This is a genomic window from Paraburkholderia sp. ZP32-5, from assembly GCF_021390495.1.
GTDB lineage: Bacteria > Pseudomonadota > Gammaproteobacteria > Burkholderiales > Burkholderiaceae > Paraburkholderia.
Genome location: NZ_JAJEJP010000002.1, coordinates 529,118 through 550,348, shown reverse-complemented (window position 1 = coordinate 550,348; position 21,231 = coordinate 529,118). Strand labels below are relative to the sequence as shown.

The 21,231-nt window shown below is 64.4% G+C and carries 18 protein-coding genes; 4 read left to right on the top strand and 14 right to left on the bottom strand.

What is annotated here, in order from left to right:
- Positions 1 to 12 precede the first annotated feature (12 nt).
- The 6 genes from L0U82_RS21270 to andR all read right to left on the bottom strand — a co-directional run bounded on the left by L0U82_RS21270 (position 13) and on the right by andR (position 5,491).
- Positions 13 to 831, bottom strand: a complete 819-nt coding sequence (locus L0U82_RS21270) for an SDR family oxidoreductase (RefSeq protein ID WP_233834240.1) — start codon at positions 829 to 831, stop codon at positions 13 to 15.
- Positions 828 to 1,448 (bottom strand): cysteine hydrolase family protein, encoded by a 621-nt coding sequence (locus L0U82_RS21265; protein WP_233834238.1) that lies wholly within the window; start codon positions 1,446 to 1,448, stop codon positions 828 to 830. The genes L0U82_RS21270 and L0U82_RS21265 overlap by 4 nt, the downstream gene beginning before the upstream one ends.
- Complete coding sequence (locus L0U82_RS21260; RefSeq protein WP_233834236.1) at positions 1,448 to 1,981, bottom strand: aromatic-ring-hydroxylating dioxygenase subunit beta; 534 nt, start codon at positions 1,979 to 1,981, stop codon at positions 1,448 to 1,450. Before L0U82_RS21260 ends, L0U82_RS21265 begins: the two co-directional genes overlap by 1 nt.
- The gene (locus L0U82_RS21255; RefSeq protein ID WP_233834234.1) at positions 1,981 to 3,306 is read right to left on the bottom strand and encodes an aromatic ring-hydroxylating dioxygenase subunit alpha; all 1,326 of its coding nucleotides are present in this window, start codon (positions 3,304 to 3,306) and stop codon (positions 1,981 to 1,983) included. Before L0U82_RS21255 ends, L0U82_RS21260 begins: the two co-directional genes overlap by 1 nt.
- 22 nt (positions 3,307 to 3,328) lie before the next feature.
- Entirely contained in the window at positions 3,329 to 4,288 is a 960-nt protein-coding gene (locus L0U82_RS21250) for a PDR/VanB family oxidoreductase (protein WP_233834232.1), read from the bottom strand.
- A gap of 225 nt (positions 4,289 to 4,513) precedes the next feature.
- On the bottom strand, positions 4,514 to 5,491 hold the full coding sequence (andR, locus tag L0U82_RS21245; protein WP_233834230.1) for an anthranilate 1,2-dioxygenase regulatory protein AndR: 978 nt from the start codon (positions 5,489 to 5,491) through the stop codon (positions 4,514 to 4,516).
- 292 nt (positions 5,492 to 5,783) lie between these two features.
- Between andR and L0U82_RS21240 the strand changes: the two genes are divergently transcribed.
- A complete protein-coding gene (locus L0U82_RS21240) occupies positions 5,784 to 6,869 on the top strand; it encodes a porin (protein WP_233834229.1) in 1,086 nt (361 codons plus the stop codon).
- A 103-nt stretch (positions 6,870 to 6,972) separates the two neighbouring features.
- Here L0U82_RS21240 and L0U82_RS21235 read toward each other — a convergent pair whose 3' ends face one another.
- The 7 genes from L0U82_RS21235 to L0U82_RS21205 all read right to left on the bottom strand — a co-directional run bounded on the left by L0U82_RS21235 (position 6,973) and on the right by L0U82_RS21205 (position 15,641).
- The gene (locus L0U82_RS21235; protein WP_233834227.1) at positions 6,973 to 8,517 is read right to left on the bottom strand and encodes a methyl-accepting chemotaxis protein; all 1,545 of its coding nucleotides are present in this window, start codon (positions 8,515 to 8,517) and stop codon (positions 6,973 to 6,975) included.
- A gap of 295 nt (positions 8,518 to 8,812) precedes the next feature.
- Positions 8,813 to 9,163 (bottom strand): RidA family protein, encoded by a 351-nt coding sequence (locus tag L0U82_RS21230; RefSeq protein WP_233834226.1) that lies wholly within the window; start codon positions 9,161 to 9,163, stop codon positions 8,813 to 8,815.
- Positions 9,164 to 9,231: 68 nt separating this feature from the next.
- Positions 9,232 to 10,809: a hydantoinase B/oxoprolinase family protein gene (locus L0U82_RS21225; RefSeq protein ID WP_233834224.1), complete on the bottom strand. Its 1,578-nt coding sequence runs from the start codon at positions 10,807 to 10,809 to the stop codon at positions 9,232 to 9,234.
- Positions 10,810 to 12,924 carry a hydantoinase/oxoprolinase family protein gene (locus tag L0U82_RS21220; protein ID WP_233834223.1) on the bottom strand — a complete coding sequence of 705 codons (2,115 nt, stop codon included), beginning with the start codon at positions 12,922 to 12,924 and terminating at the stop codon, positions 10,810 to 10,812.
- Positions 12,925 to 13,041: 117 nt separating this feature from the next.
- The gene (locus L0U82_RS21215; protein ID WP_233834222.1) at positions 13,042 to 14,454 is read right to left on the bottom strand and encodes an aldehyde dehydrogenase family protein; all 1,413 of its coding nucleotides are present in this window, start codon (positions 14,452 to 14,454) and stop codon (positions 13,042 to 13,044) included.
- Between the two features lie 31 nt (positions 14,455 to 14,485).
- Positions 14,486 to 15,094 (bottom strand): thiamine pyrophosphate-dependent enzyme, encoded by a 609-nt coding sequence (locus L0U82_RS21210; protein ID WP_233834220.1) that lies wholly within the window; start codon positions 15,092 to 15,094, stop codon positions 14,486 to 14,488.
- Between the two features lie 13 nt (positions 15,095 to 15,107).
- Positions 15,108 to 15,641 carry a thiamine pyrophosphate-binding protein gene (locus tag L0U82_RS21205; RefSeq protein WP_233834218.1) on the bottom strand — a complete coding sequence of 178 codons (534 nt, stop codon included), beginning with the start codon at positions 15,639 to 15,641 and terminating at the stop codon, positions 15,108 to 15,110.
- A gap of 301 nt (positions 15,642 to 15,942) precedes the next feature.
- On the opposite strand from L0U82_RS21205, the gene L0U82_RS21200 reads away from it, so the two are divergent.
- The 3 genes from L0U82_RS21200 (at position 15,943) to tcuB (ending at position 19,600) form a co-directional block, all read left to right on the top strand.
- The gene (locus L0U82_RS21200) at positions 15,943 to 16,869 is read left to right on the top strand and encodes a LysR family transcriptional regulator (RefSeq protein WP_233834216.1); all 927 of its coding nucleotides are present in this window, start codon (positions 15,943 to 15,945) and stop codon (positions 16,867 to 16,869) included.
- Between the two features lie 81 nt (positions 16,870 to 16,950).
- Positions 16,951 to 18,408: an FAD-dependent tricarballylate dehydrogenase TcuA gene (gene tcuA / locus L0U82_RS21195; RefSeq protein WP_233834215.1), complete on the top strand. Its 1,458-nt coding sequence runs from the start codon at positions 16,951 to 16,953 to the stop codon at positions 18,406 to 18,408.
- A complete protein-coding gene (tcuB, locus tag L0U82_RS21190; RefSeq protein WP_233834213.1) occupies positions 18,395 to 19,600 on the top strand; it encodes a tricarballylate utilization 4Fe-4S protein TcuB in 1,206 nt (401 codons plus the stop codon). Before tcuA ends, tcuB begins: the two co-directional genes overlap by 14 nt.
- Before the next feature lie 151 nt (positions 19,601 to 19,751).
- Here tcuB and L0U82_RS21185 read toward each other — a convergent pair whose 3' ends face one another.
- Positions 19,752 to 21,074: a c-type cytochrome gene (locus tag L0U82_RS21185; RefSeq protein WP_233834211.1), complete on the bottom strand. Its 1,323-nt coding sequence runs from the start codon at positions 21,072 to 21,074 to the stop codon at positions 19,752 to 19,754.
- Between the last annotated feature and the right edge of the window lie 157 nt (positions 21,075 to 21,231).

Sequence of the window (21,231 nt, the reverse complement as noted above, 5' to 3'; positions counted from 1 at the left end):
GGTCGACGCGTGTCAACCGAGCCGGTTGAACCACTCGCGAGGCGACACGCCCTGGTCCGGTCCGAGAATCGAGAAGCCACCGTCCACCGGTATATCGACGCCGGTAATCCACGATGCTTCGACCGAACACAGAAACGCGACCACCTGCGCAATCTCATGGCCGCGCCCGACGCGTCCGAGCGGATGAACCGCGGCGCCGACACGATCGGCGATATCGATCGAGCCGCTGGCAAGCTGTTCGAGCGACGGCGACCAGGTCCACGCGGGCGACACCGTCACCGCGCGAATCCCGTCGGGCGCGAGCGCGACGGCGAGATTGCGCGTGAACTGCTGCAGCGCCGCCTTCGATGCCGGATAAAGCGCACGCCCCGCCGCGCCAAACTTGCCGCCGGTGCTGCCGAGGTTGACGATCACCCCGCCGCGCGGCAACAGCGGCGCGGCCTTCTGCGCGAAGATCGCGGCCGAGACGAGATTGACGTCGAGCAGCCGGGCCCATTGCTCGCGTGTCGAAGCGAGCCCGTCGTCCGCGTAAATGCACGCGTTGTTGATGAGCAGATCGAGCCGGCCGAAGCGTCGCAACGTCGCGGCGATTGCGCGATCGATCTGCGCGTCGTCGGTGATATCGGTCTCGATGAAAGCACCGGCTTCGCCTAGTTCGCGCGCAATCGACTCGCCGGCCTCGGCGCCGAGGCCGAGCGTCATCACGCGAGCGCCGGCCGCCACGAGTCCGCGTGCGATGTCCGCGCCCAGACTTTGCGTGCTGCCGCTGACGATCGCCACCTTGCCGGCAAGCCGGCCCGGTGATGAAGAAGTGCAATCGGGATGGTTCATCGTGTGTGCTCCAACGCGGCCAGCGCACTAGCCACCGTGCCGATTTCGGCGATCAGCCGCATGCTGTCGAGCGAGGCTTCGTGAACGGCGGCAGAAGCCGCCGCGCACGCATCGGCGGCGACCGTGACTTCGTAACCGAGATCGGCCGCATGCCGCGCGGTCATCTCGACGGTCGAGTGAGTCGCGACGCCCGCGATGATCAGATGCCGGACGCCGAGCTTGCCGAGCATCAGTTCAAGTGGTGTGCCGATAAAGCCGCTAGTGCGCCGATGACGGATCACGAATTCATGCTCGCGCGTTTCATCCGGCTCCAGCCCCGCGTAGAACGCGGCGCCCCACGTGCCGTCTTTCACCGCGCCGAGTTCGGCGGTCTTGCGAAACACCGCACAGTTCTGCACGAGATCGGCGTAATCGGCACGAAACGCGATGCGGATATGAATCAGCGGCACGTCGGCGCGCCGCGCGCCCGCGATCAGCTCACCGGCCGCCGCGATCACGCGTTCGCGCGCGGGATCGTTGGCGGACAAACCCACGCGAATGCAGCCATCCGGATGCAACACATCGTTCTGGTAATGCAGCGCGAGCACGGCCGTCGCATGCAGACGGGCGGCCGGCATCAGACGAACACCTCGAGGTTCGCAAACACATCGGCCGCGTTGACGAGATCGACACGCTTCAGATAGATCTTCCAGCCGTCGTCTTGCTGCTTCTCCAGTTTGTGCGTGGTCAGCCCGGCAAGCTGGCGCTGGCCGTTGCGCCATTCGGTCAGCGTGAACGTGGAATGCACGATCAGACGGCCATCGCCATCGGTGCCGTCGATTATCACGTTACCGACCACGCGCGCGGTGCGGGTGGGCGGTTGCTGCGACCAGTTGCGCGGATTCGTGATGCGCCGCACGCGCACTTCCCGCAGCGTCGCGTCCTCCCAGAACAGCGAAATGTGGTCGCGCGGACTGCTTTGATCGGGTTCGTGCGGCATCCAGTACATGCCGTCCGGTGTCCATAGATCGAGCCAGCCGTCGAACTGCCGCGTGTCGAGCAGACGTGCCTCGCGATACAGAAACTGTTCGATGTCGACGCGCAACGCGTCGTTCGCGCGAATCGGATTGACGGTCGTGGTCGACAGTTCGAATGTGGGATTGAACAGCATCAGGCCGCTCCTTGTTGCGTGCCGGTTTCATTGAGCATGAAGCGTTTCCATGCGACGAACTGGTTGCGCATCGGCAACTCGCTGGTCCCGTTGATCGACACCATGCCGTCCTCGACAACGCGATCGGTGCCGGCATAGCGATGCATGCTGACCCAGTCGCCGCCATCGGTCTGATTGCCCTGCTGGCAGCGTGCATAGACTTCGACGTCGTCGGGCATCACATTCGACGAAGGCGAATTGATCACGTTGGCGTAAGTCAGCGCGCGTTCGAATACGCTGTCGGGCGCGCCCTTGAGCCGGAACAACTGAATCTCGACCAGCGTGCGATCGACCGCCAGCGGCCGGATCACGCGAAATTGCTGGAACACCGTATGCGGCGAGCCGCTGCCGTAAATCACGGTGTTGTGCCGGTTCATACCGAGAATTTCGCGCGCGCGTTGTTCGCCGTATGCGTTCGCCAGCACATCGAAGTGCGCGCTCGACACCGGATCGCGTTGCGCGGCGGCCGGATCGAAAATGCCTTCCATATAGCCGTGGCCATTTTCATAAGCGCGCAATTCGAGTTTTTCCCAGAACTCGTAGGGCTCGCCATTGCCTTCCATGATCAGCAACTCGAACGGCAATGAACCGGACGCCTCGGCCTGCGAACGCGCCGACACGACCGACGATTCATGCGTGACCGGCGCATGCATCGTGTCATGCAGGTTCTCGTAGAACACCTTCCAGTTCGAGCGCTGCAACACGCGGAAAACGCCGCCCGTCACTTCGACTTCGCCGGTCGGTGAGCGATCGCACAGGTTGTCGATCGACGACGCGACGCCGTTCAGAAAGTCCCGCAAATCCGGACCATGTTCCGACTGATTCGCAAACACAAAGCCGCGATAGACGCCGACACGCGCGAGCTTGCGCATCGAAAAGTCCGGATGCTTCGGATCGAAGCAGGTGTCCTGCAAACCGTTCTTCAGCGGCGCCGACAGATGCGTGCCGTCGAGCCTGAAGGTCCATGCGTGATACGGGCAGCGAAAGAACTTGCCGGTGTTGCCGTCGCCATCCGGCACGACCTTCGAGCCCTTGTGCGGACAACGGTTATAGACGACATGAATCTGGCCGTCGCTCGCACGCACCATCACGACGTCCTGATCGCCGATCCGGGTCGTGTGATAGTCGCCGGGATGCTTCACCTGGCTTTCATGGCCGACGTAAATCCAGGCCTGCCCATAGATACGTTTCATTTCCAGCCCGAAAATTTCCGGGTCGGTATAGACACGTTTGTGCACGCTGTCCGCGCGCACCAGACTCGCGATGGTCTCGTTCGAAATGCTCATCGGTGTGTTTGCAGAAGAAAGGTTAGAGGTCGAGCACGAGCCGCGGCGACGCGGCGCGCGACACGCACGGGCAGAAATCGCCGCGCGCGTGGTCCGCGCTCGAAAGGCAGATATCGCGATGATCCGGCGTGCCGTCGAGCACCCGTGTCGTGCAGACACCGCAGTCGCCGCGCCGGCAATCGAACATCGGATCGAGTCCTGCGTCGATCATCACGTCGAGAATGGTTTTGCCGGCCGGCACGCTGAGCGTGAGTCCGCTTGTCTTCAGCAGCACGTCGAACGCCGTATCGGTGTTGTCGTCCGCGCCCTGCTGGTTCGCGGCAAACAGTTCGCTATGCACTTGCGCATCGGGCCAACCAAGTGCTTTCGCGTGCGACAGCACCGCGTCGATCAGCGGCCGCGGTCCGCATACGTAAAGATGCCGGTCCGGTTGCGGCGCACCGATCGTCGCGGCGAGCGGAATGCCCTGGCGCGGGTCGCCGCCGTCGAGCCAACAGGTCGCGCCGGGCAGCGCGGCGACTTCGTCGCGATAGGCCATCATCGCGGCCTCGCGCGCCGCGTAGTGGAGTTCGTACTGCGTGCCGGCGGCATTCAGCGCGCGCGCCATCGCGAGGATCGGCGTGATGCCGATGCCGCCCGCGATCAGCAATGCACTGCGCGCGGCCGGGTCGAGTGCAAAGTCGTTGCGCGGCGGCGTCACGTCGAGTTCGGCGCCGGTGCCGAGTTGATGCACCCAGCGCGAGCCGCCGCTGCTGGCGGCTTCGAGCTGGACCGCGATTTCGTAGTGGCCGGTGTCGGCGGGCGCGTTGACGAGCGAGTAAGCGCGCCGCTGGGTGCGTCCTTCGATCGGCACCTGCAGCCCGATATGCGCGCCGGCGCTGAAGGCCGGCAGCGGTTGGCGGTCCGCCGCGATCAGCAGCAAACGCCGTATCGTCGGCGTCAACGCGTCGATCTGCTCGACGCGCATGCGCAGCGTTGTCATCCGTGAAATTCCTTGGCGAGTTGGATCAGTCGGATCGACTGTAAGACGCCGTTTTTTTGGCCTATAGCCGTTGAACGCAGCCGCTATCCGGAACACGCAGCTTTCTGTGCGCACGCGGACAGGGAAAGAGAAAGGAAATGGAAAGGAAACGAGCCGCCCGGTCGGGCGTGACGAAGAATTCCGGCCGTCAGCGGCCGGAATCCGATTACATCTTCGCAACAAGCATTAGCCCTGACGCGCGGCACGTAGCGTGTCGGATGGCGCTTCGCCGAATTTCTCGCGATACGCACTCGCAAAGCGGCCGAGATTGACGAAACCGCAACGCAGCGCGATATCGACCACGCGAGCGTTTTCGCTTGCGCTCAGCAGCATTTCGCGGGACCGGTCGATGCGCGCCTCGCGCACCAGTTGCATCGGACTGACATTGCGAAAGCGCCGGAAGCTATGCAGCAGCGTGCGGACCGGCACCCCTGCGGCGTTCGCGATATCGGCGAGCGTCAGCGGTTCGCATGCATGCTCGACGATGAATGCCTCGGCGCGCCGCACGGTGCGCGGCAGCAGCACCGCGGAAGCCGTGCGCTGCTGGCTATGGTGCGGCTGCCCGGCGAGCAGCAGCATCACCAGTAACCGCTCGATCTCGACCGCGACACGCCTGTCACGCTGCGCCAACGCAACGGTCTCCGGCGACGACGTCAGCACCTGCAATTGCGCGAGCCATGGCGCCAGTTCCGGCCGGGAAAGGTCGACGATAGGCTCCATCTGCAGATGCTCGAAGCCCGAATGATTGAGGATCGCCTGCTTGTCCACGCGAACGATGAACTGCTCGCAGTCCCCCGAAAACGTGCCGCCGAAACTGGTTGCCGGCCCGATCACGACACCTTGCGACTGGCCGATGATGGTCCGCCGGCCGCCCACCGACACGTCCGCATAGCCGCTCAAACTGAGAATGACGAGGTAGTAATCCTCGAGCTCGCCCGCTTCGACCCCCATCGCGCCGCCATACCCAAGCGAGCCGAACGCGAGATTTTCGAGCCGCACGTAGTTCATGTGCGCGAGGTGTCCCGGCCACGTCGAGCCGGGTGTCAGCCGATGCGGCTGCAGCACCGTTGCGATGCGCTGGCGCGCGTCGTCGATATCCGCCGACTCGAAATAACGGTACCTGTGAAGGGCGCTCGGCTCGATCTGTAAGGGGGACGGCGTCATCGCATGGGCACTCGTCGGGCTGTTGCGGGGCGGGGCGTGCGCGAATAGAGGTCTTCGCGCATCTGCCAGAGATGAAGCGCCACTTTACCCCTTTTGCGATGGCCGTCAAAAACTCGGCCCTCTGCCCGACTGCCGACGTTTGCCAGAACTGGCCAGGTTTTCGTCCGTTCCTGCGCGTAGTGGATAGATCGGTATTTTCGGCACCCGAAGAATCCGCCTGCCCTGAAGCAATTCCCTCTCATTACAAATGCGCCGTCGCGAACGGTGCCCCACACAGACCTGGAGATATTGAATGAAGAAGCTTGTTCTGAGCGCATTGTGCGTCGCGTGCCATGCGCCGCTCACTCATGCGCAAAGCTCGGTGACGCTTTACGGCCTGCTCGATGTCGGCGTGACCGCGCTATCGAATCAGGGCGGTCATCGTAACGTCGTGATGGACACCGGCGTGCTGTCGCCGAACCTCTTTGGATTTCGCGGCACCGAAGATCTCGGCGGCGGTCTGAAAGCGATCTTCCAGCTCGAAGGTCAAATTGAAATGGCGACCGGTGGACTGATTGGCGATCTGTTCGGACGTCAGGCCTGGGTGGGTCTGCAAAGCGAGCGTTGGGGTACGCTGACCGCCGGCAACCAGTACGACTATATGTTCACGTCGCTCTCGGAAAGGCGGCTCGGGCCGGAAATCGCCTTCGTTTCGCTGACCAATTTGCGGCAAGGTCCATTCGATGCGCTCGGCAAGCCGCTCGTGCCGAGCGGCGATTTCGACTTCGATCGGACCGCGGGCGCGCAGCGCGTGGCGAATTCGGTGCGTTATCAGGCACCGGACTTCAACGGCTTCACGTTCGGCGGTATGTACGGCTTCAGCAACCAGGCCGGCGTCTTCAACAATGGCAATTCATACAGCTTCGGCGCGGACTATTCGCAAAGCACGTTCTCGCTCAATGCCGCCTATACGATGGTCAAGTACGCGCAGATCAATAACGGCAATGACGGTATCCGCAACTTCGGCTTCGGCGGGCGCATTGCGGTACTCAAGGGCTGGGCCGACGCGCTTTATACGAACACGCGCAATACCTTTACCGGCGCAACGATCAATGTGGTTGAAGTCGGCGGCTCTTATCCGCTGATGCGCGCAACGACGATTGCCGCGGCTTACCAGTACATGAAAGGCAACGAAGTACTCGAAAACAATCAGGCTCATCAGTTGAACCTGCTGCTCGATTACGCGTTATCGCGGCGCTCGGACGTTTATATCAGCGCGGCGTACCAGCATGCGAGCGGCGACGGCAATACCGCGAAGGCGTGGATTCTGGATACCGCCGGACCCTCGTCGAACGGCAATCAGACGATCGTGCGCGTGGGTATGCGGCATTTCTTCTGAGTGCCTGTCGAAGTCGGGCAACCCTTCGTCACGCATCAGCGCGGCGTTCCCCGCGCTTCGCACAATCACATCACATTGGCGTAAGCAGAGGCGGTAGGCGGTATTACTTCAACCGGAACACCGCCACCGCCTCGCTCAGCGCGGCAGCCTGATCGTTCAACGAAGCCGCCGCAGCAGCGGCCTGCTCGACCAGCGCCGCGTTCTGTTGCGAGACCTGATCCATCTGCGCGACCGCGAGCCCGACCTGTTCGATACCGTCGCGCTGCTCGTCGGACGCATGCACGATCTCGCGCATGATCGTCGCGACCCGCGTGATCGACTCGCTGATTTCCTGCATCGTGCCGCCCGCGACCTGCACGCGCTGCGAACCCGACGCCACCCGGCCGACCGAATCGTCGATCAGCGCCTTGATCTCCTTGGCCGCCGCGCCGGCACGCTGCGCGAGCAGACGCACCTCACCGGCGACCACCGCGAAGCCGCGCCCCTGATCACCGGCGCGCGCAGCCTCGACCGCCGCGTTCAACGCGAGGATATTGGTCTGGAACGCGATGCCTTCGATTACGCCGGTGATATCAGCGATTTTCTGCGAGCTGCTGTCGATCTCGCCCATCGTCTGCACTACATCGGCGACGACTTGCGAGCCACGCTCGGCGAGGCTATGCGCGGAGTCGGTCAGGTTTTGCGCGCTGCGCGCATTGTCGACGTTCTGCCGGACCGTCGCGGTCAGTTCTTCCATGCTCGCCGCCGTTTGCTGCAGCGATGCGGCCTGCTCCTCGGTACGCTGCGACAGATCGCTATTGCCCGCCGCAATCTGCCGGGTCGCGGCGGCGATCGACTCCGAACTGCGCGTGACCTGCTTGACGGTCTGCTCCAGGCCGCCCTGCATCGTTTGAAGCCCTTCCACGAGGCTGCCCATTTCATCGTGCGAGCGCACCTCGAGCGCGGTCGTCAGGTCGCCGCGTGCAATGCTCTGAAGCGCCGACAACACACCCGCGAGTGGGATCGAGATCGATCGGCGCAGCCCGTAAGCGCACACGACACACACCACGAAGCCCACGCCAAGCAGCACGAAGCCGGCAATGCTCAAATCCCGGTAGAAGCGCCGCGCGTCGACAAATGCCTGCTGACCATGCGCGTCCTGCCAGTGGTCGAGCGCGGAAGTGCTGTCGGTCAGCGCGAGCGACAGCGGCGACATCGTCTTCATCGCGATGGTGTCGGCGGTGTCGCGGTCGCCACGCTTGAGCGCGTCGGCCATCGGCATCAGCCCTTGCTGCACCAGCGCCGTGCGCGCGGCATCGACACGGTCGGCCAGTACCTGTTCGTCATCTCCGTGAGTGAGGGCACGGTATGCGTGCCATGCGCGGTCGGATACTTCCAGATGGCCGAGCGCCTTCGTAATCGCCGCGGGCCGGTTGGGCTCGTCCGGATGCAGCAGCACCCGGTCCAGTCCAACCCGGGACACCATCAGTTCGAGGTTCGCGCGTCCGACGTCGATTGCGGCCTGCAACTGGTTCGAATACGCGTATTCGAGCTCATCGTTCGAATGCTTCATACCGATCTGTCCGAGCAGGCCCACGATCGCGATCAACAGGCCCAGTACCGCAACGCTCGCCCATAACCGGGCCGAAATGGAAAGACGTGAAAACATGAGGTCCCCGTATTGTTTTGCCAGATTTGCGCGTGATTCCGTACCGCAAAAGCTTGAATACTCCCACGTCTGTTTTACGGCTTTTGGGGGGAAATCTGAAGACGAATACGCCGTTTGTCGGATTCGCCGTGGCGAGCACGTTGGCCTGTACTTTGGCCTCTGCTTTCGCTTCATTTCCCCCGCTGCCGCGGCTTTCCCGCTTCTTGCGGGAAAGCCGAAAGGCCGCCTCTCAGGGCAGCCATTCGACGCACTTACACCTAGCTTTCGCGTACTTTCAGTTCGCGCGATCAGGCCATCAGCAGGCCGCCACCGCGACGATCTCGACCCGGCACTGCGGATCGTTCAGTTCGACCTTGCCGCAGCAGCGCGTCGGCGTCTGGCCCGGCACGACCCACGCATCCCATACCGCGTTCATCGCCTTGAAGTCGTCCATCGTCTTGAGCCAGATCTGCGCGCTGAGCAGGCGCTCCTTCGACGTGCCCGCTTCGGCAAGCAGCGCATCGATCTTCGCCAGTACCTGACGCGTCTGGTCGGCAACATCGCCGCCGCGTTCATCGGGCACCTGGCCGGAGATATACAGCAGCCCGTTATGAATCAGCGCGCGGCTGCGCCGGGCGTTCTGGTCGATGCGAATAATGTCGGTCATGAATTTCCTTTGATTCGAGAGGAACAGGTGCGCGCGGCGGCCCACCCAGGCTCGCCGCGCTCGTTAAGTCAGCGCGCGCCGTATGCGCCGCCACCGGCCGTTTCCATCAGCACGCGGTCGCCGGCATTCAGCACGCGCGGCTCGGTCGGATCGACGACCTGTCCGTTGATCAGCAGTTGCCCCGGCTTGCCCGCGCCGCCGCCCGCGAGTCCCGGCGGCGACGACTTGAGCTGCGTCATCAGGAACGACGCGCTGACGTTGGACGCATCGGGCATCAGTTCATATTCGAAACTGATCCCGCAGCCGCCCGCATGCTGGCCCGCACCGCCGCTGCCGCGACGGATTTCGCGCCGTAGCACCTTGATCGGCGCCAGCGACTCCATCATCTCGACTGGTGTATTGCCGAGGTTGGCCGGGAAGCTCATCGCCGAAAAACCGTCACGGCACGCGTTGGCGCCCTGCCCCGCGTTGACGAAATTGACCACCGCGAAGCGCTGGCCGCGATGTTCGCCGGACATCGTCATCGATGAATTCGGCGAGCCGCCCGCCCATACCTTGTCCGGCATCACGTCGCCGAGCGCGCGGAATACGCAAGCCGGCAGCAGATGGCCGATCGCACTGCGCCCGCCGGACGCAGCCGGATAGGTCGGGTTCAGCAGCGAGCCGAGCGGCGCGGTCGTCGTGATCGGCACGAAGCTGCCTTCGTTGTTCGGAATATCCGGGCACAGCAGCGTCTTGATCCCATACACCGTGTACGCGAACGTATAGATCGGCACCACGTTGACCGCGCGTGCGAGTTGCGCGCTGGTGCCCGCGTAGTCGATGTCGATGCGGTCGCCGGTCACGGTGAGCTTGCAGCGCAGTTCGATCGGATTCTCGAAGCCATCGTGCAGCACGACGGACTCATACACGCCGTCGGGGATCTTCGAGATCGCGTCGCGCATCGCCTGCTCGGAGCGACGGCGCACCTCGGCGCCGAGCGCATCGAGATCGACGCTATCGAGCAGACCTTGCAGACGTTCGCCCATCTTGCGGCACGCCGATACCTGCGCCCAGATATCGCCCATGCCCTGCTCCGGCGCGCGCACGTTCTGCATGATCATCTCGATCAGCACATCGTTCGGCGTGCCCGCGTCGAGCAGCTTCATCATCGGAATCTGCAGGCCTTCCTCGTAGATCTCGCGGCTGCTATTGCTGCGCAGCTTGCCGCCGATATCGACCAGATGCGACACCACCGCCGCGAACGCCACCACCTTGCCGTCGCGGAAAATCGGCGTAACGGTGGTCACATCGTGAATATGGCCGGAGCCCTTCCACGGATCGTTGGTGATGAACACGTCGCCTTCTTTCATCGTCGGCGTCGGATATTTGTCGATCACGTGGCGCACAGTAGCGGGCAGGCAGCCGATAAAGCCCGGCAGGCTCATCGTCGATTGTGCGAGCGAGCGGCCCTGCGAATCGGTCAGCACGATCGCAAAGTCGTTACCGTCGCGCACCAGTGTCGAAAAGCAGGTACGCACGAACGCGGCGGAGGCCTCGTCGACCACGCTAATCAGGCGCTTCCACAAAATTTCCAGTTCGATCGGATCGAACGTGGCGGCCCGCTTCTGGGGCACCGCGGACGGCGCCGTGGAGAGCTGAGTCATTTATTCAAACTCCTTGATGGTGACGGAAGTGGTGAGGTCGGCCAGCACCGTGACGTCGGACTTCACCGCGACCACGATGGTCGACTCGCGCTCTTCGAGAATCAGCGGCCCCTGCAAGGTCTGCCCCGGCTGCACCGAATAGCGGTCGTAGACCGGCACATCCGCGTATTCGCCGCGCAGCGGCAGATAAACCGGGCGGCTGCCGCGCAGCGCGTCGGTCGCCTTCACGCGGTTGTCGCCCCATTCGAAATGCTGGCCCGATGTGCGCTCGCGGCCGGTGAGACGCCACGTGACAACTTGCGGCCGCGCATTCGGCACCAGACGTCCGTACAGCTTCTCGTATTGCTGCTCGAAGGACTGCAGCACCTTCGCGCCGGTCGCATCGGTCACCGCTTCGTACGGAATCGATACCGACACGTCCGCACCCTGGCCGAAATAGCGCATTTCCGCACCGATGCGCCACTCGACGTCGGTCGCGCCGGCCGACTCCAGCTCGGCCTCGCCTTCGCGCCGAAGCGCCGTGAGATTGGCCGCAACTTGGGTCCACTCGGTGTCCGCCAGCAGTTGCGGATTCGAGAACGAGCGATCGACACGCGCCGGCGCGGCCAGCATGCCGAGGCACGAACCGGCGCCCGCCGCGATCGGGATCAGCACGCGCGGAATGCGCAGCTTGCGGGCCACTTCGACCGCGTGCACCGGTCCCGCGCCGCCGGTCGCGACCATCGCGAACTCGCGCGGATCGTGGCCGTTTTCGGCGATATGGATACGCGCGGCGCTCGCCATGTTCTCGTTGACCATGTTGTAGATGCCCCACGCGACATCGGTCGTGGCCATGCCCAGTTGCTTCGCGAGCCGTTCCATCGCGGCGGTGGCGAGATCGGTGTCGAGCTTCATTTCGCCGCCAAGGAAGTTCGACGGATTCAGATAGCCGAGCAACAGGTCCGCATCGGTGACGGTGGCATCGGTGCCGCCGCGCGCATAGCACGCCGGCCCCGGCACCGAACCTGACGACTCCGGCCCGATGTTCAGCAGACCCAGCCGGTTGCAATACGCGATCGATCCACCGCCCGCGCCGATCTCGATCAGCTCGATACTCGGAATCAGGATCGGCAGGCCCGATCCACGTTTGAAGCGCTCGACGCGTGCGCATTCGAAGCTATGCGCAACCGGCGCTTCACCGTCGACGGCCACGCAAGCCTTCGCGGTGGTGCCGCCCATATCGAACGCGAGCACACGCTTGATGTCGTTCTGGTATGCGGTGTTCAGCGCCGACAGCACGCCCGCCGCCGGGCCGGATTCGAGCAGCAGGATCGGCGATTCCGCGCCGGCTTTCGCTGACGTAAAGCCGCCGCTCGACACCATCACGCGCAGCGGAATATCCGGCTGGATGCGCGCAATGCGGTTCTCCAGCTCATGCAGATACGTCGCGACGATCGGCTTCACGTAGGCATTCGCAACGGTCGTCGACGTGCGTTCGAACTCCTTGATCTCACGCGCGAGATCGGCCGATACCGACACCGACAGATTCGGCAACGCCTTTTTCAGCGCCGCCTCGATACGCTTTTCGTGCGTCTCGTTCGCATACGAATGCAGCAGCGACACCGCGACCGATTCGACGCCGAGCGAGCCGAGCGCGTTGATCATGCGGTCCAGCGATGCTTCCGTTAGCGGCGTCAGTACTTCGCCGCGCGCATCGAGCCGTTCGTCGACCTCGACGCGCTGTTCCGGCGCGACCAGCGGGGTCGGCATCACGATGTCGAGATCGTAGATGTCGTAGCGCCACTCGCGGCCGATATCGAGCATGTCGCGCATGCCCTGCGTCGTGATCAGGCCCGTCTTCACGCCCTTGCGCTCGATCAGCGTATTGGTGATCAGCGTCGTGCCGTGCACGACTTCAGCGAGTTGCGGCGCCGCGTCGCCCATCGAATCGGCGACCTGCTTCAGCAGGTTCAGCGCGACGGTCGATACCGCTTCGCCTGGATCGTCGGGCGTGGTGGGGGTCTTGCCGACCCAGATGCGCCCCGCCGGCGAGAGCGTCGCCACGCCGTCGGTGAAGGTACCGCCAATGTCCACGGCAATGCGCAGCACATTGTTCGTCGAAAGGGATGTATCCAAGATGTTGATTCCGGTTCAGTCAGTCAGATGGCTCGTACAGCAGGCCCGCCGTTGGATCACCAACAGCTCGCGCCCACCGCATCAATACCTGCATCAATGCCTGCATCGATACCCGCTTCAATAAGCGACGGTGATCAGACGCTCCTCGGTCATTTCGCGAATCGCCCAGGCCGGACCTTCGCGGCCGAAGCCGCTGTCCTTCACGCCGCCGAAGGGCATCGCATCGATACGCGCGCTCGATGCCTCGTTGATATGCACGCCGCCGAACGCGAGCTGCTGGGCCGTGCGCAGCGCCGTTTGCAGGTCACGCGTGAAGAGCCCCGCGGCGAGGCCGAAATCGCTCGCATTGGCGCCCGCGACCGCTTCCTCGATCCGGTCGAACTCGATGATCGACACGACCGGCGCGAAGATTTCCTCGCACACGACCTTCATGCTGTCGCGCACGCCATGCAGTACCGTCGGTTCGAACAGCGCGCCTTCACGCCGGCCGCCGGTCAGGATTCGCGCGCCGCTTTGCACCGCGTCGCGTACCCATGACTCGGCACGCTCTGCGTGGTGCTGCGAAATCATCGGGCCGATCACCGTTTTCGGATCGGCCGGGTCGCCGCACGGCGTCGCCTTCACGGCGGCGACGAACTTCGGGATGAACGTATCGACGATCGAGCGCGCGACGAACAGACGCTGCACCGACGTGCACACCTGGCCCGCCTTGCGGAAACCGGCGTTGATGATCTTCGGGATCGCCATGTCGATGTCGGCATCCGCGCACACGATCGTGCTGGCGATGCTGCCCAGTTCGAGCTGCATGCCGCGCAAGCCGGCCGCCTGCTGGATCTCGCGTCCCACCTGGGTGCTGCCGGTGAACGCATAGAACGCGATGCGCGGATCGGCGAGCAACTGCCGGCCGATCGCGCTGCCCGAGCCATGCACGAGGGCCAGCAGATTCGCGGGCAAGCCCGCGTCGATCAGCGCCTTGCATAACTCCACCGCGGACAGCGGCGTCACGTTCGACGGCTTGATCACCACCGAGTTACCGCCCGCGATCGCCGGGCCGACCTTGTGCGCGAGCGTGTTCAACGGCGAGTTGAACGGTGTGATCGCGCACACCACGCCGCGCGGCACGCGAATCGTGAAGCCGAGGCGATTCTTCACACCAGCGGCGGCCTGCATCGGCACCAGTTCGCCGGCCAGATGCTTGCCCTCTTCAGCGGACAGTTCGAGCGTCTGCACACAGCGGCTTACTTCGTTTTCGCCGTCGGCGCGCGTAAAGCCTGCTTCGTCGCGCATCAGTTCGATCAGCAGCGCGCGGCGGCTATCGATCACGCGCGCTGCTTCCAGCAGAATCCGGTAGCGCTCGTACGGCGACAGCGTTGACTCGCGCAAGCCGGCCAGCGCGCCATCCACCGCGCGGTTCACCTGCTCGGGCGACGCGACCGCCATGCGCCCATATTCCCTGCCGTGATACTTGTCGGTGAGCGGCTGGGACGACTCGCCGTCGACCCACTTGCCGCCAATCAGCAGTTGTGACATCGGATACTCCTCGGGTGCCTTATCGGATGAATCAAGCAGCGATGCCCGCCATGAAGCGCTGGCGAATCTTCGCGGGATCGCGCTCGGTCACGCCGGCGGGTTTCGCGCCGTCCGTGTGGACCGCGATGAAGGTGGGTTCCTGCGACGCCAGCCCGCTTTCGACCAGCGCGTCGAAGTGCGCTTCGTCGGCGGCCCACGCGCTCTGGCGAATACCCGCGCCGCGCGCGATCGCCACCAGATCCACGGTGCTGGAGGTCAGCGTCTTCTGCGAGCCGGTGATCTGATAGATGCCGTTGTCCCACACCACCATCAGCAGATTCTTCGGCGCGCGCGTCGCAACCGTGCCGAGCGTGCCCAGTTGCATCAGCAACGAGCCGTCGCCTTCGAGTGCGACGACGCGGCGTTCGGGCTGCGCGATCGCGACGCCCAGCGCGATCGGAATCGCGAGCCCCATGCTGCCGAGCATGTAGAAGTTCTCGGGCCGCTGGCCGCTGGCCCACAAATCGAAGTTGGTGTTGCCGATGCCGCCGATCACGGCCTCGTTCGCTTTCAGACGGGCGACGAGCCTGCGCGTCAGCTCCGAGCGGTTCATCACGCGGGCGTCGCTACGCGCCACCATGTGGTTTTCGGTTGAGGTCATGGAAAATCCGCCTTCAGTGGGACGTGTTGCTCTTTTTCGTGAGCAGCGGGGAAAGGATGATCGCGGCCGGCTCCAGCGTGGAGAACGCCTGCTTGATCATGCGGTCGACCACGAACTCGACGTCGTCGAGCCGTTCGATCGCGAAGTGCTCGATGCCGAGCGACGTGAGCACCGGGCGCATCGTGCGGCACACGACCGCCTGGCCGAGCTGGAAGTCGCCGAGTGTGCCGCGCTCGGAAATCAGCATCACGAGCGGCAGCTGATAAGGACGCACCAGCGACGCGAGCGCATTGGGCAGCGTCGCGAAGCCGCTGGTCTGCATCAGCGTGATGCCGCGCATGCCGGCCATATAAGCGCCGACGGTGATGCCGACGGCTTCCTCCTCGCGCGCTGGGCAGACCACCGTGAAATACGGATCGGCATGCACAGCGTCGATCAACGGCCTGAGCACGTTGTCGGGTACGTAGGTGACGAGACGCACTTCATTGGCTTTCAATGCCTGGACGACGATTTCGGCCCAGGTCCGGTCGGGTGTTTGGACAGACATTCGGTTTCCTCTTCTGGATGCCTCGTATTGCACGGCAACGGCTGCCGATGCGATAGACGCATGCTAAGTCCGCCATTTCATCAGCACAAACAAGTAGTTTTTGCCCATTAATCGATGCGCGCGATAAGTTCACGAAGCGCCGTCCGGGCGGCGATAACGGCTGGCAAACCTGCTGGGAAACCCTCACCGCCGGGCGCGGATGGGCGCTGATAGGCGCCACGCGTGCCCACGGACGCCCCCACGCGCGCCCCGTATGCGACACTTCCGGCTCGATCCCGAAGCAACCTCTGGAACCCGATACATGGAATTGCGGCAGCTGCGTTATTTCATCAAGGTCGTCGAGCACGGCGGACTCGGCCGCGCGGCGGCGGACCTCGGCATGGTGACGTCGGCGCTCAGCCAGCAGATCAGCCGCCTCGAAAGCGAACTGGCGACCCGGCTGCTGACGCGCACCGCCACCGGCGTGATTCCGACCGATGCCGGCATCGCGTTCCTGCGCCAGGCGCAGCTCGCGGTGCGTCATGCAGACAATGCGATCCACAGCGCGCACGAAGCCCGGCTGAGCGGCCACGTCAGCGTCGGACTCGCGCCGACCACCGCGTCGGTGCTGGCGCTGCCGCTGCTGCACGCGATGCGCGAGCGCTACCCGGGCGTGCGGGTTCATCTGGTGGAGACGCTATCGGGCCATCTCGGCAACATGCTGAACGCGCGCCAGCTCGATCTGGCCGTGATGTTTCGCGCCGACACCGCGCGCCGCTGGAGCGTGCTGCCGCTGCTCGACGAGCGGCTGTTTCTGATTGCCAAGCCCGGCTTCGCGGGCATGCCGCCGGACAAGGAGATCCGTCTGCGCGATCTCGCCGGCGTGCCGCTGGTGCTGCCGAGCAATAGCCACGGCCTGCGCGCGCTGCTCGATGCCGCGTTCGCGCGCACCCACGCGGCGCCGGAAATCGTCGCCGAAGTGGATGGCCTGACCGTGCTGATGGACCTCGTGCAAGACGGCTTCGGCGCGACCATTCAGCCGGGCGCCGCCACTGCGCGCCTCGGCAGCGAAGCGTTCGACGTGCGGCTGATCCGCGACGGCTTCCTGCATCGGCCGAATCTGCTGGTGAGCCTCTCCGACGACGAACTATCGCCCGCCGCGCTCGCGACCCGCGTGCTGCTCGCGCAGGTCGCCGCCGCGCAGGTCAGGGACGGCCGCTGGCCCGGAGCGACCCTTCACGAATCGTGAAGACCCCTTGCGCCGCGCCGGATGGCCGCGGCGCGGCGTCGTCTCTACAGTGGGAAGCTGGCTATAACCACACTTCCCCCCATGATCGACGTTCTCGTAATCGGCGGCGGCAATGCCGCCCTCTGCGCGGCCCTGACCGCCCGCGAGGCAGGCGCAAGCGTGCTGCTGCTCGAAGCGGCGCCGCGCGAATGGCGCGGCGGCAACTCGCAACACACCCGTAACCTGCGCTGCATGCACGACGCGCCGCAAGACGTGCTGGTCGACGCGTACCCCGAAGAGGAATTCTGGCAAGACCTGCTGAAGGTGACGGGCGGCATCACGAACGAGCATCTGGCGCGGCTCGTGATTCGTCATTCGTCGTCGTGCCGCGACTGGATGCGTAAGCACGGCGTCAATTTCCAGCCGCCGCTGTCGGGCACGCTGCATCTGTCGCGCACCAACGCGTTTTTCATGGGCGGCGGCAAGGCACTCGTGAACGCGTATTACCGCAGCGCCGAAGCGCTCGGCGTGCAGATCCGCTATGAGAGCCCGGTCGATTCGCTGGAACTCGGCGACGGTGGCCGCTTCATCGCTGCTTATTGCAATGGCGAGCGGATCGAAGCACGCAGCTGCGTGCTGGCCTGCGGCGGTTTCGAATCGAATCGCGAATGGCTGCGCGAAGCGTGGGGGCAAAACGAACGCGGCGAATGGCCGGGCGAGAAAATCCTGATCCGCGGCACGCGCTTTAACAACGGCACGTTGCTGAAGTTCATGATGGAGCACGGCGCGGACATCATCGGCGATCCGTCGCAAGGGCATTGCGTGGCGATCGATGCGCGCGCGCCGCTCTACGATGGCGGCATCTGCACGCGCATCGACTGCGTGTCGCTCGGCATTGTCGTCAATCGGGAAGCGAAGCGCTTCTACGACGAAGGCGAGGACTTCTGGCCGAAGCGCTACGCGATCTGGGGCCGCCTCACCGCGATGCAGCCCGGTCAGATCGCCTATTCGATCATCGACGCGAAGGCGATCGGCCGCTTCATGCCGCCGGTGTTTCCCGGCATCGAGGCCGATACGCTGCCCGAACTCGCGCGCAAGATCGGCGTCGACGAAGCGCAGTTCATGCAAACCGTCGGCGACTACAACGCCGCCTGCCGCGTCGGCCAGTTCGACCATACCGTGCTCGACGACTGCCACACGGAGGCGTTGGAGCCCGCGAAAACACACTGGGCCCGCCCGCTCGATACCGCGCCGTTCTACGCGTATGCGGTGCGTCCCGGCATCACCTTCACCTACCTCGGCCTGAAAGTCGACGATACCGCGGCGGTGCGCTTCAACGACCAGCCGAGCGACAACCTGTTCGTGGCCGGCGAGATGATGGCCGGCAACGTGCTCGGCAAGGGCTATACGGCCGGTGTGGGCATGTCGATCGGTACCGCGTTCGGACGCATCGCCGGCGCTCAGGCGGCACGCGCCGCGCGGCCGGGTCAGCGCGCACAGAACACACCCGACACCCCCGATACCCAGAACAACAAGGAAGCCCACCATGCAGCCGCTTGACGACCTGATCCACGACGCCGCAATGACGGCCGCCGGCGTACGCGAGCAGCCGATCACCTTCCGCTCGCAGACGCAGATTCTGCAAGGCGAGTGCACGGACAACGAAAGCGAAGTCGCGCGCGTGATGCAGATCTGCAATGCGTGCCGCTATTGCGAGGGCTTCTGCGCGGTGTTTCCGGCGATGAACCGGCGCCTCGCATTCAGCAAGGCCGACGTCCACTATCTGGCGAATCTGTGCCACAACTGCGGGGCCTGCCTGCATGCGTGCCAGTACGCGCCGCCGCACGAATTCGGCGTCAACGTGCCGCAAGCGATGGCGAAGGTTCGCGTCGACACCTACGCCGATTTCGCGTGGCCGCGACCGTTCGGCGAGCTGTATCGACACAACGGGCTGACGGTCGCGTTGGCGCTCGCCGGTGGCCTCGCGTTGTTCCTCGCGTTGGCGGCGGGCATCGGCGGAGGCTGGTTGAGGGAACCGCTCGCGGGCAACTTCTATGCGGTGTTTCCGCACAACCTGCTCGCGCAGATGTTCGGCGCGGTGTTTCTGTATGTGATCCTCGCGCTGGGCATCGGCGTCACGCGCTTCTGGCGCGGCATCACGCCGGGCTCGGCAAGCGGCGCGGCGGTGGCCGAAGCCGCGCACGACGCGCTGCGCCTGCGCTATCTCGGCGGTGGTCACGGCAAGGGCTGCAACAACGAGGACGACTCGTTCTCGCTTGCGCGCCGGCGCTTCCATCATCTGACGTTCTACGGCTTCATGCTGTGCTTCGCGGCGACCTGTGTGGGCACGCTGTACGACTATCTGCTGGACTACCCCGCACCGTATCCGTTCTTCAGTGTGCCGGTGCTGCTGGGCACGCTCGGCGGCCTCGGGCTGCTGATCGGGCCGGCCGGTTTGCTGTGGCTCAATCTGCGGCGCGACGCGCGTCAGGGTGACCCGAACCAGCGTCCGATGGATCGCGGCTTTATCGCGTTGCTGCTGCTCACCGCGGCGACTGGTCTGCTGTTGCTCGTGATGCGCGATAGCACGGCGATGAGCCTGCTGCTCGCCGTTCACCTCGGCATCGTGATGGGGCTGTTCCTGACGCTGCCGTACGGCAAATTCGCTCACGGGATTTTCCGTTCGGCCGCGCTGCTGAAGTACTCGATCGAGAAGCGCCAGCCGAGCAATCTTCAACTGAAGTCGGACTGATTCGCAGAGTTCAATTGAAACGGCCGCACGCGTCGGGAGGATCGACGGGTGCGGCCGTTTTGCTATGTGCTTTGTTTGCGTCTTCTTTCGTGCTTTGCTTCGCGTCGTGCACACATGCCCCCGCGATTCTCACGCGGGGGGCACCACACGCTTATCTCATCTTCAGAATGATCACCTGATTGCTGCTCATATCGGTCGACGCGCGCAGCTTCGCGACATCGGCGGCAGTCACCGCGCCCGCGCGATTGCCCCACGCATGACGAATCCACGTGGCGACATCCGCGATTTCCTGATCGCTCAACTGCAGTCTGAACGGCGCCATCCGGTACGAGTCCGGCATGCCGTGGCGAACCACGCGCTGCGAGCCGTTCAGAATCAGATTGACGACCGATGAAGGATCCTCCGCCAGCACGTTCGGATTGCCGGCAAGCGACGGCAGCCGATCGCCGAGCCCCTTGCCGTCGACGCCGTGACAACTCGCGCATTGCGTGCGAAACACTTGCGCGCCCGCCCTGCCGCTGAGACCCTGCGCGCTCGAAAAATCGCCGTGCTTCAGCGCCTGCGCGGTCGTATCGTCGTAGGTCCAGCCCGGCGCGTCCGGATGCGACGGCGGCAGCGACTTCAGATAAGTGGCAATCGCGCTCAGGTCGTCGTCGGTCAGGAACTGTGAGCTGTTGTTGTACACGTCGATCATCGAACCAAACACAGACGCGTGCGCGTTGCCCCCGTCCTTCAGGAACGCGACGATGTCCGCATGGCTCCAGCGACCGAGCCCCGCCGCCTGGTCGCCGCGCAGATCGCTGGCCGTCCAGCCGTCGAGCGTCGAGCCGCCGAGAAATTCGCTGCCGCCGCCGGTGCTCTGCTCCTGGAAGCCGACACCGCGCGGCGTATGGCACGCGCCGCAGTGTCCGAGACTCTGCACCAGATACGCGCCGCGATTCCATGCGGCATCGTGCGCGGCGTCCGATGCATACGGATGCATATCGACGAACATCCGGTTCCAGATGGCGAGCGGCCAACGGATGTTCAGCGGCCATTTGATCTCGCCCGGCCGGTTCGCTTGATGCACCGGCGCAACCTCGTGCATGAAGTAGCCATACAGCGACGCGAGATCGCTGTCGCTGATCTTCGCGTACGACGGATAAGGCATCGCCGGATACAACTGATGGCCGTCCTGCGCGACGCCGTGGCGCACCGCGCGATCGAAATCGGCCAGCGTGTAGCCGCCGATGCCGGTCTGCTTGTCGGGCGTGATATTGGTGCTGTAGATGTTGCCGAACGGCGTGCCCATCTTCAGCCCGCCCGCGAACGGCTTGCCGTCGGCAACCGTGTGGCAGGCCACACAATCGGCGGCGCGTGCGAGATAAGCGCCGCGCGACATCGCTTCGGGCTGCGCGGCCGACGCGGGGGAGATCATCGCAAAGGCCATCGCCGCCCCCACAGCGATGGCGTGCATCAGATTCAGCGGTTTCATGCGTGCCTTATGATTTTCATGCTGACTCGTGCTGACGTAAGGGGCTCGCGCGCGATCACGCCGCGGCGGCCCGGCGAGTAACGTGAAGCAGATAACTTGAATAAAGAAGCGGCCAATAGCGGATGTGCCCAACGGATGTGCCCGCGCATACAGCAGC

Excerpts from the sequence above, each read along its gene's own strand:
- L0U82_RS21270 (WP_233834240.1), bottom strand. The coding sequence starts at position 831 with ATGAACCATCCCGATTGCACTTCTTCATCACCGGGCCGGCTTGCCGGC.
- L0U82_RS21265 (WP_233834238.1), bottom strand. The coding sequence starts at position 1,448 with ATGCCGGCCGCCCGTCTGCATGCGACGGCCGTGCTCGCGCTGCATTAC.
- L0U82_RS21260 (WP_233834236.1), bottom strand. The coding sequence starts at position 1,981 with ATGCTGTTCAATCCCACATTCGAACTGTCGACCACGACCGTCAATCCG.
- L0U82_RS21255 (WP_233834234.1), bottom strand. The coding sequence starts at position 3,306 with ATGAGCATTTCGAACGAGACCATCGCGAGTCTGGTGCGCGCGGACAGC.
- L0U82_RS21250 (WP_233834232.1), bottom strand. The coding sequence starts at position 4,288 with ATGACAACGCTGCGCATGCGCGTCGAGCAGATCGACGCGTTGACGCCG.
- andR (WP_233834230.1), bottom strand. The coding sequence starts at position 5,491 with ATGACGCCGTCCCCCTTACAGATCGAGCCGAGCGCCCTTCACAGGTAC.
- L0U82_RS21240 (WP_233834229.1), top strand. The coding sequence starts at position 5,784 with ATGAAGAAGCTTGTTCTGAGCGCATTGTGCGTCGCGTGCCATGCGCCG.
- L0U82_RS21235 (WP_233834227.1), bottom strand. The coding sequence starts at position 8,517 with ATGTTTTCACGTCTTTCCATTTCGGCCCGGTTATGGGCGAGCGTTGCG.
- L0U82_RS21230 (WP_233834226.1), bottom strand. The coding sequence starts at position 9,163 with ATGACCGACATTATTCGCATCGACCAGAACGCCCGGCGCAGCCGCGCG.
- L0U82_RS21225 (WP_233834224.1), bottom strand. The coding sequence starts at position 10,809 with ATGACTCAGCTCTCCACGGCGCCGTCCGCGGTGCCCCAGAAGCGGGCC.
- L0U82_RS21215 (WP_233834222.1), bottom strand. The coding sequence starts at position 14,454 with ATGTCACAACTGCTGATTGGCGGCAAGTGGGTCGACGGCGAGTCGTCC.
- L0U82_RS21210 (WP_233834220.1), bottom strand. The coding sequence starts at position 15,094 with ATGACCTCAACCGAAAACCACATGGTGGCGCGTAGCGACGCCCGCGTG.
- L0U82_RS21205 (WP_233834218.1), bottom strand. The coding sequence starts at position 15,641 with ATGTCTGTCCAAACACCCGACCGGACCTGGGCCGAAATCGTCGTCCAG.
- L0U82_RS21200 (WP_233834216.1), top strand. The coding sequence starts at position 15,943 with ATGGAATTGCGGCAGCTGCGTTATTTCATCAAGGTCGTCGAGCACGGC.
- tcuA (WP_233834215.1), top strand. The coding sequence starts at position 16,951 with ATGATCGACGTTCTCGTAATCGGCGGCGGCAATGCCGCCCTCTGCGCG.
- tcuB (WP_233834213.1), top strand. The coding sequence starts at position 18,395 with ATGCAGCCGCTTGACGACCTGATCCACGACGCCGCAATGACGGCCGCC.
- L0U82_RS21185 (WP_233834211.1), bottom strand. The coding sequence starts at position 21,074 with ATGAAACCGCTGAATCTGATGCACGCCATCGCTGTGGGGGCGGCGATG.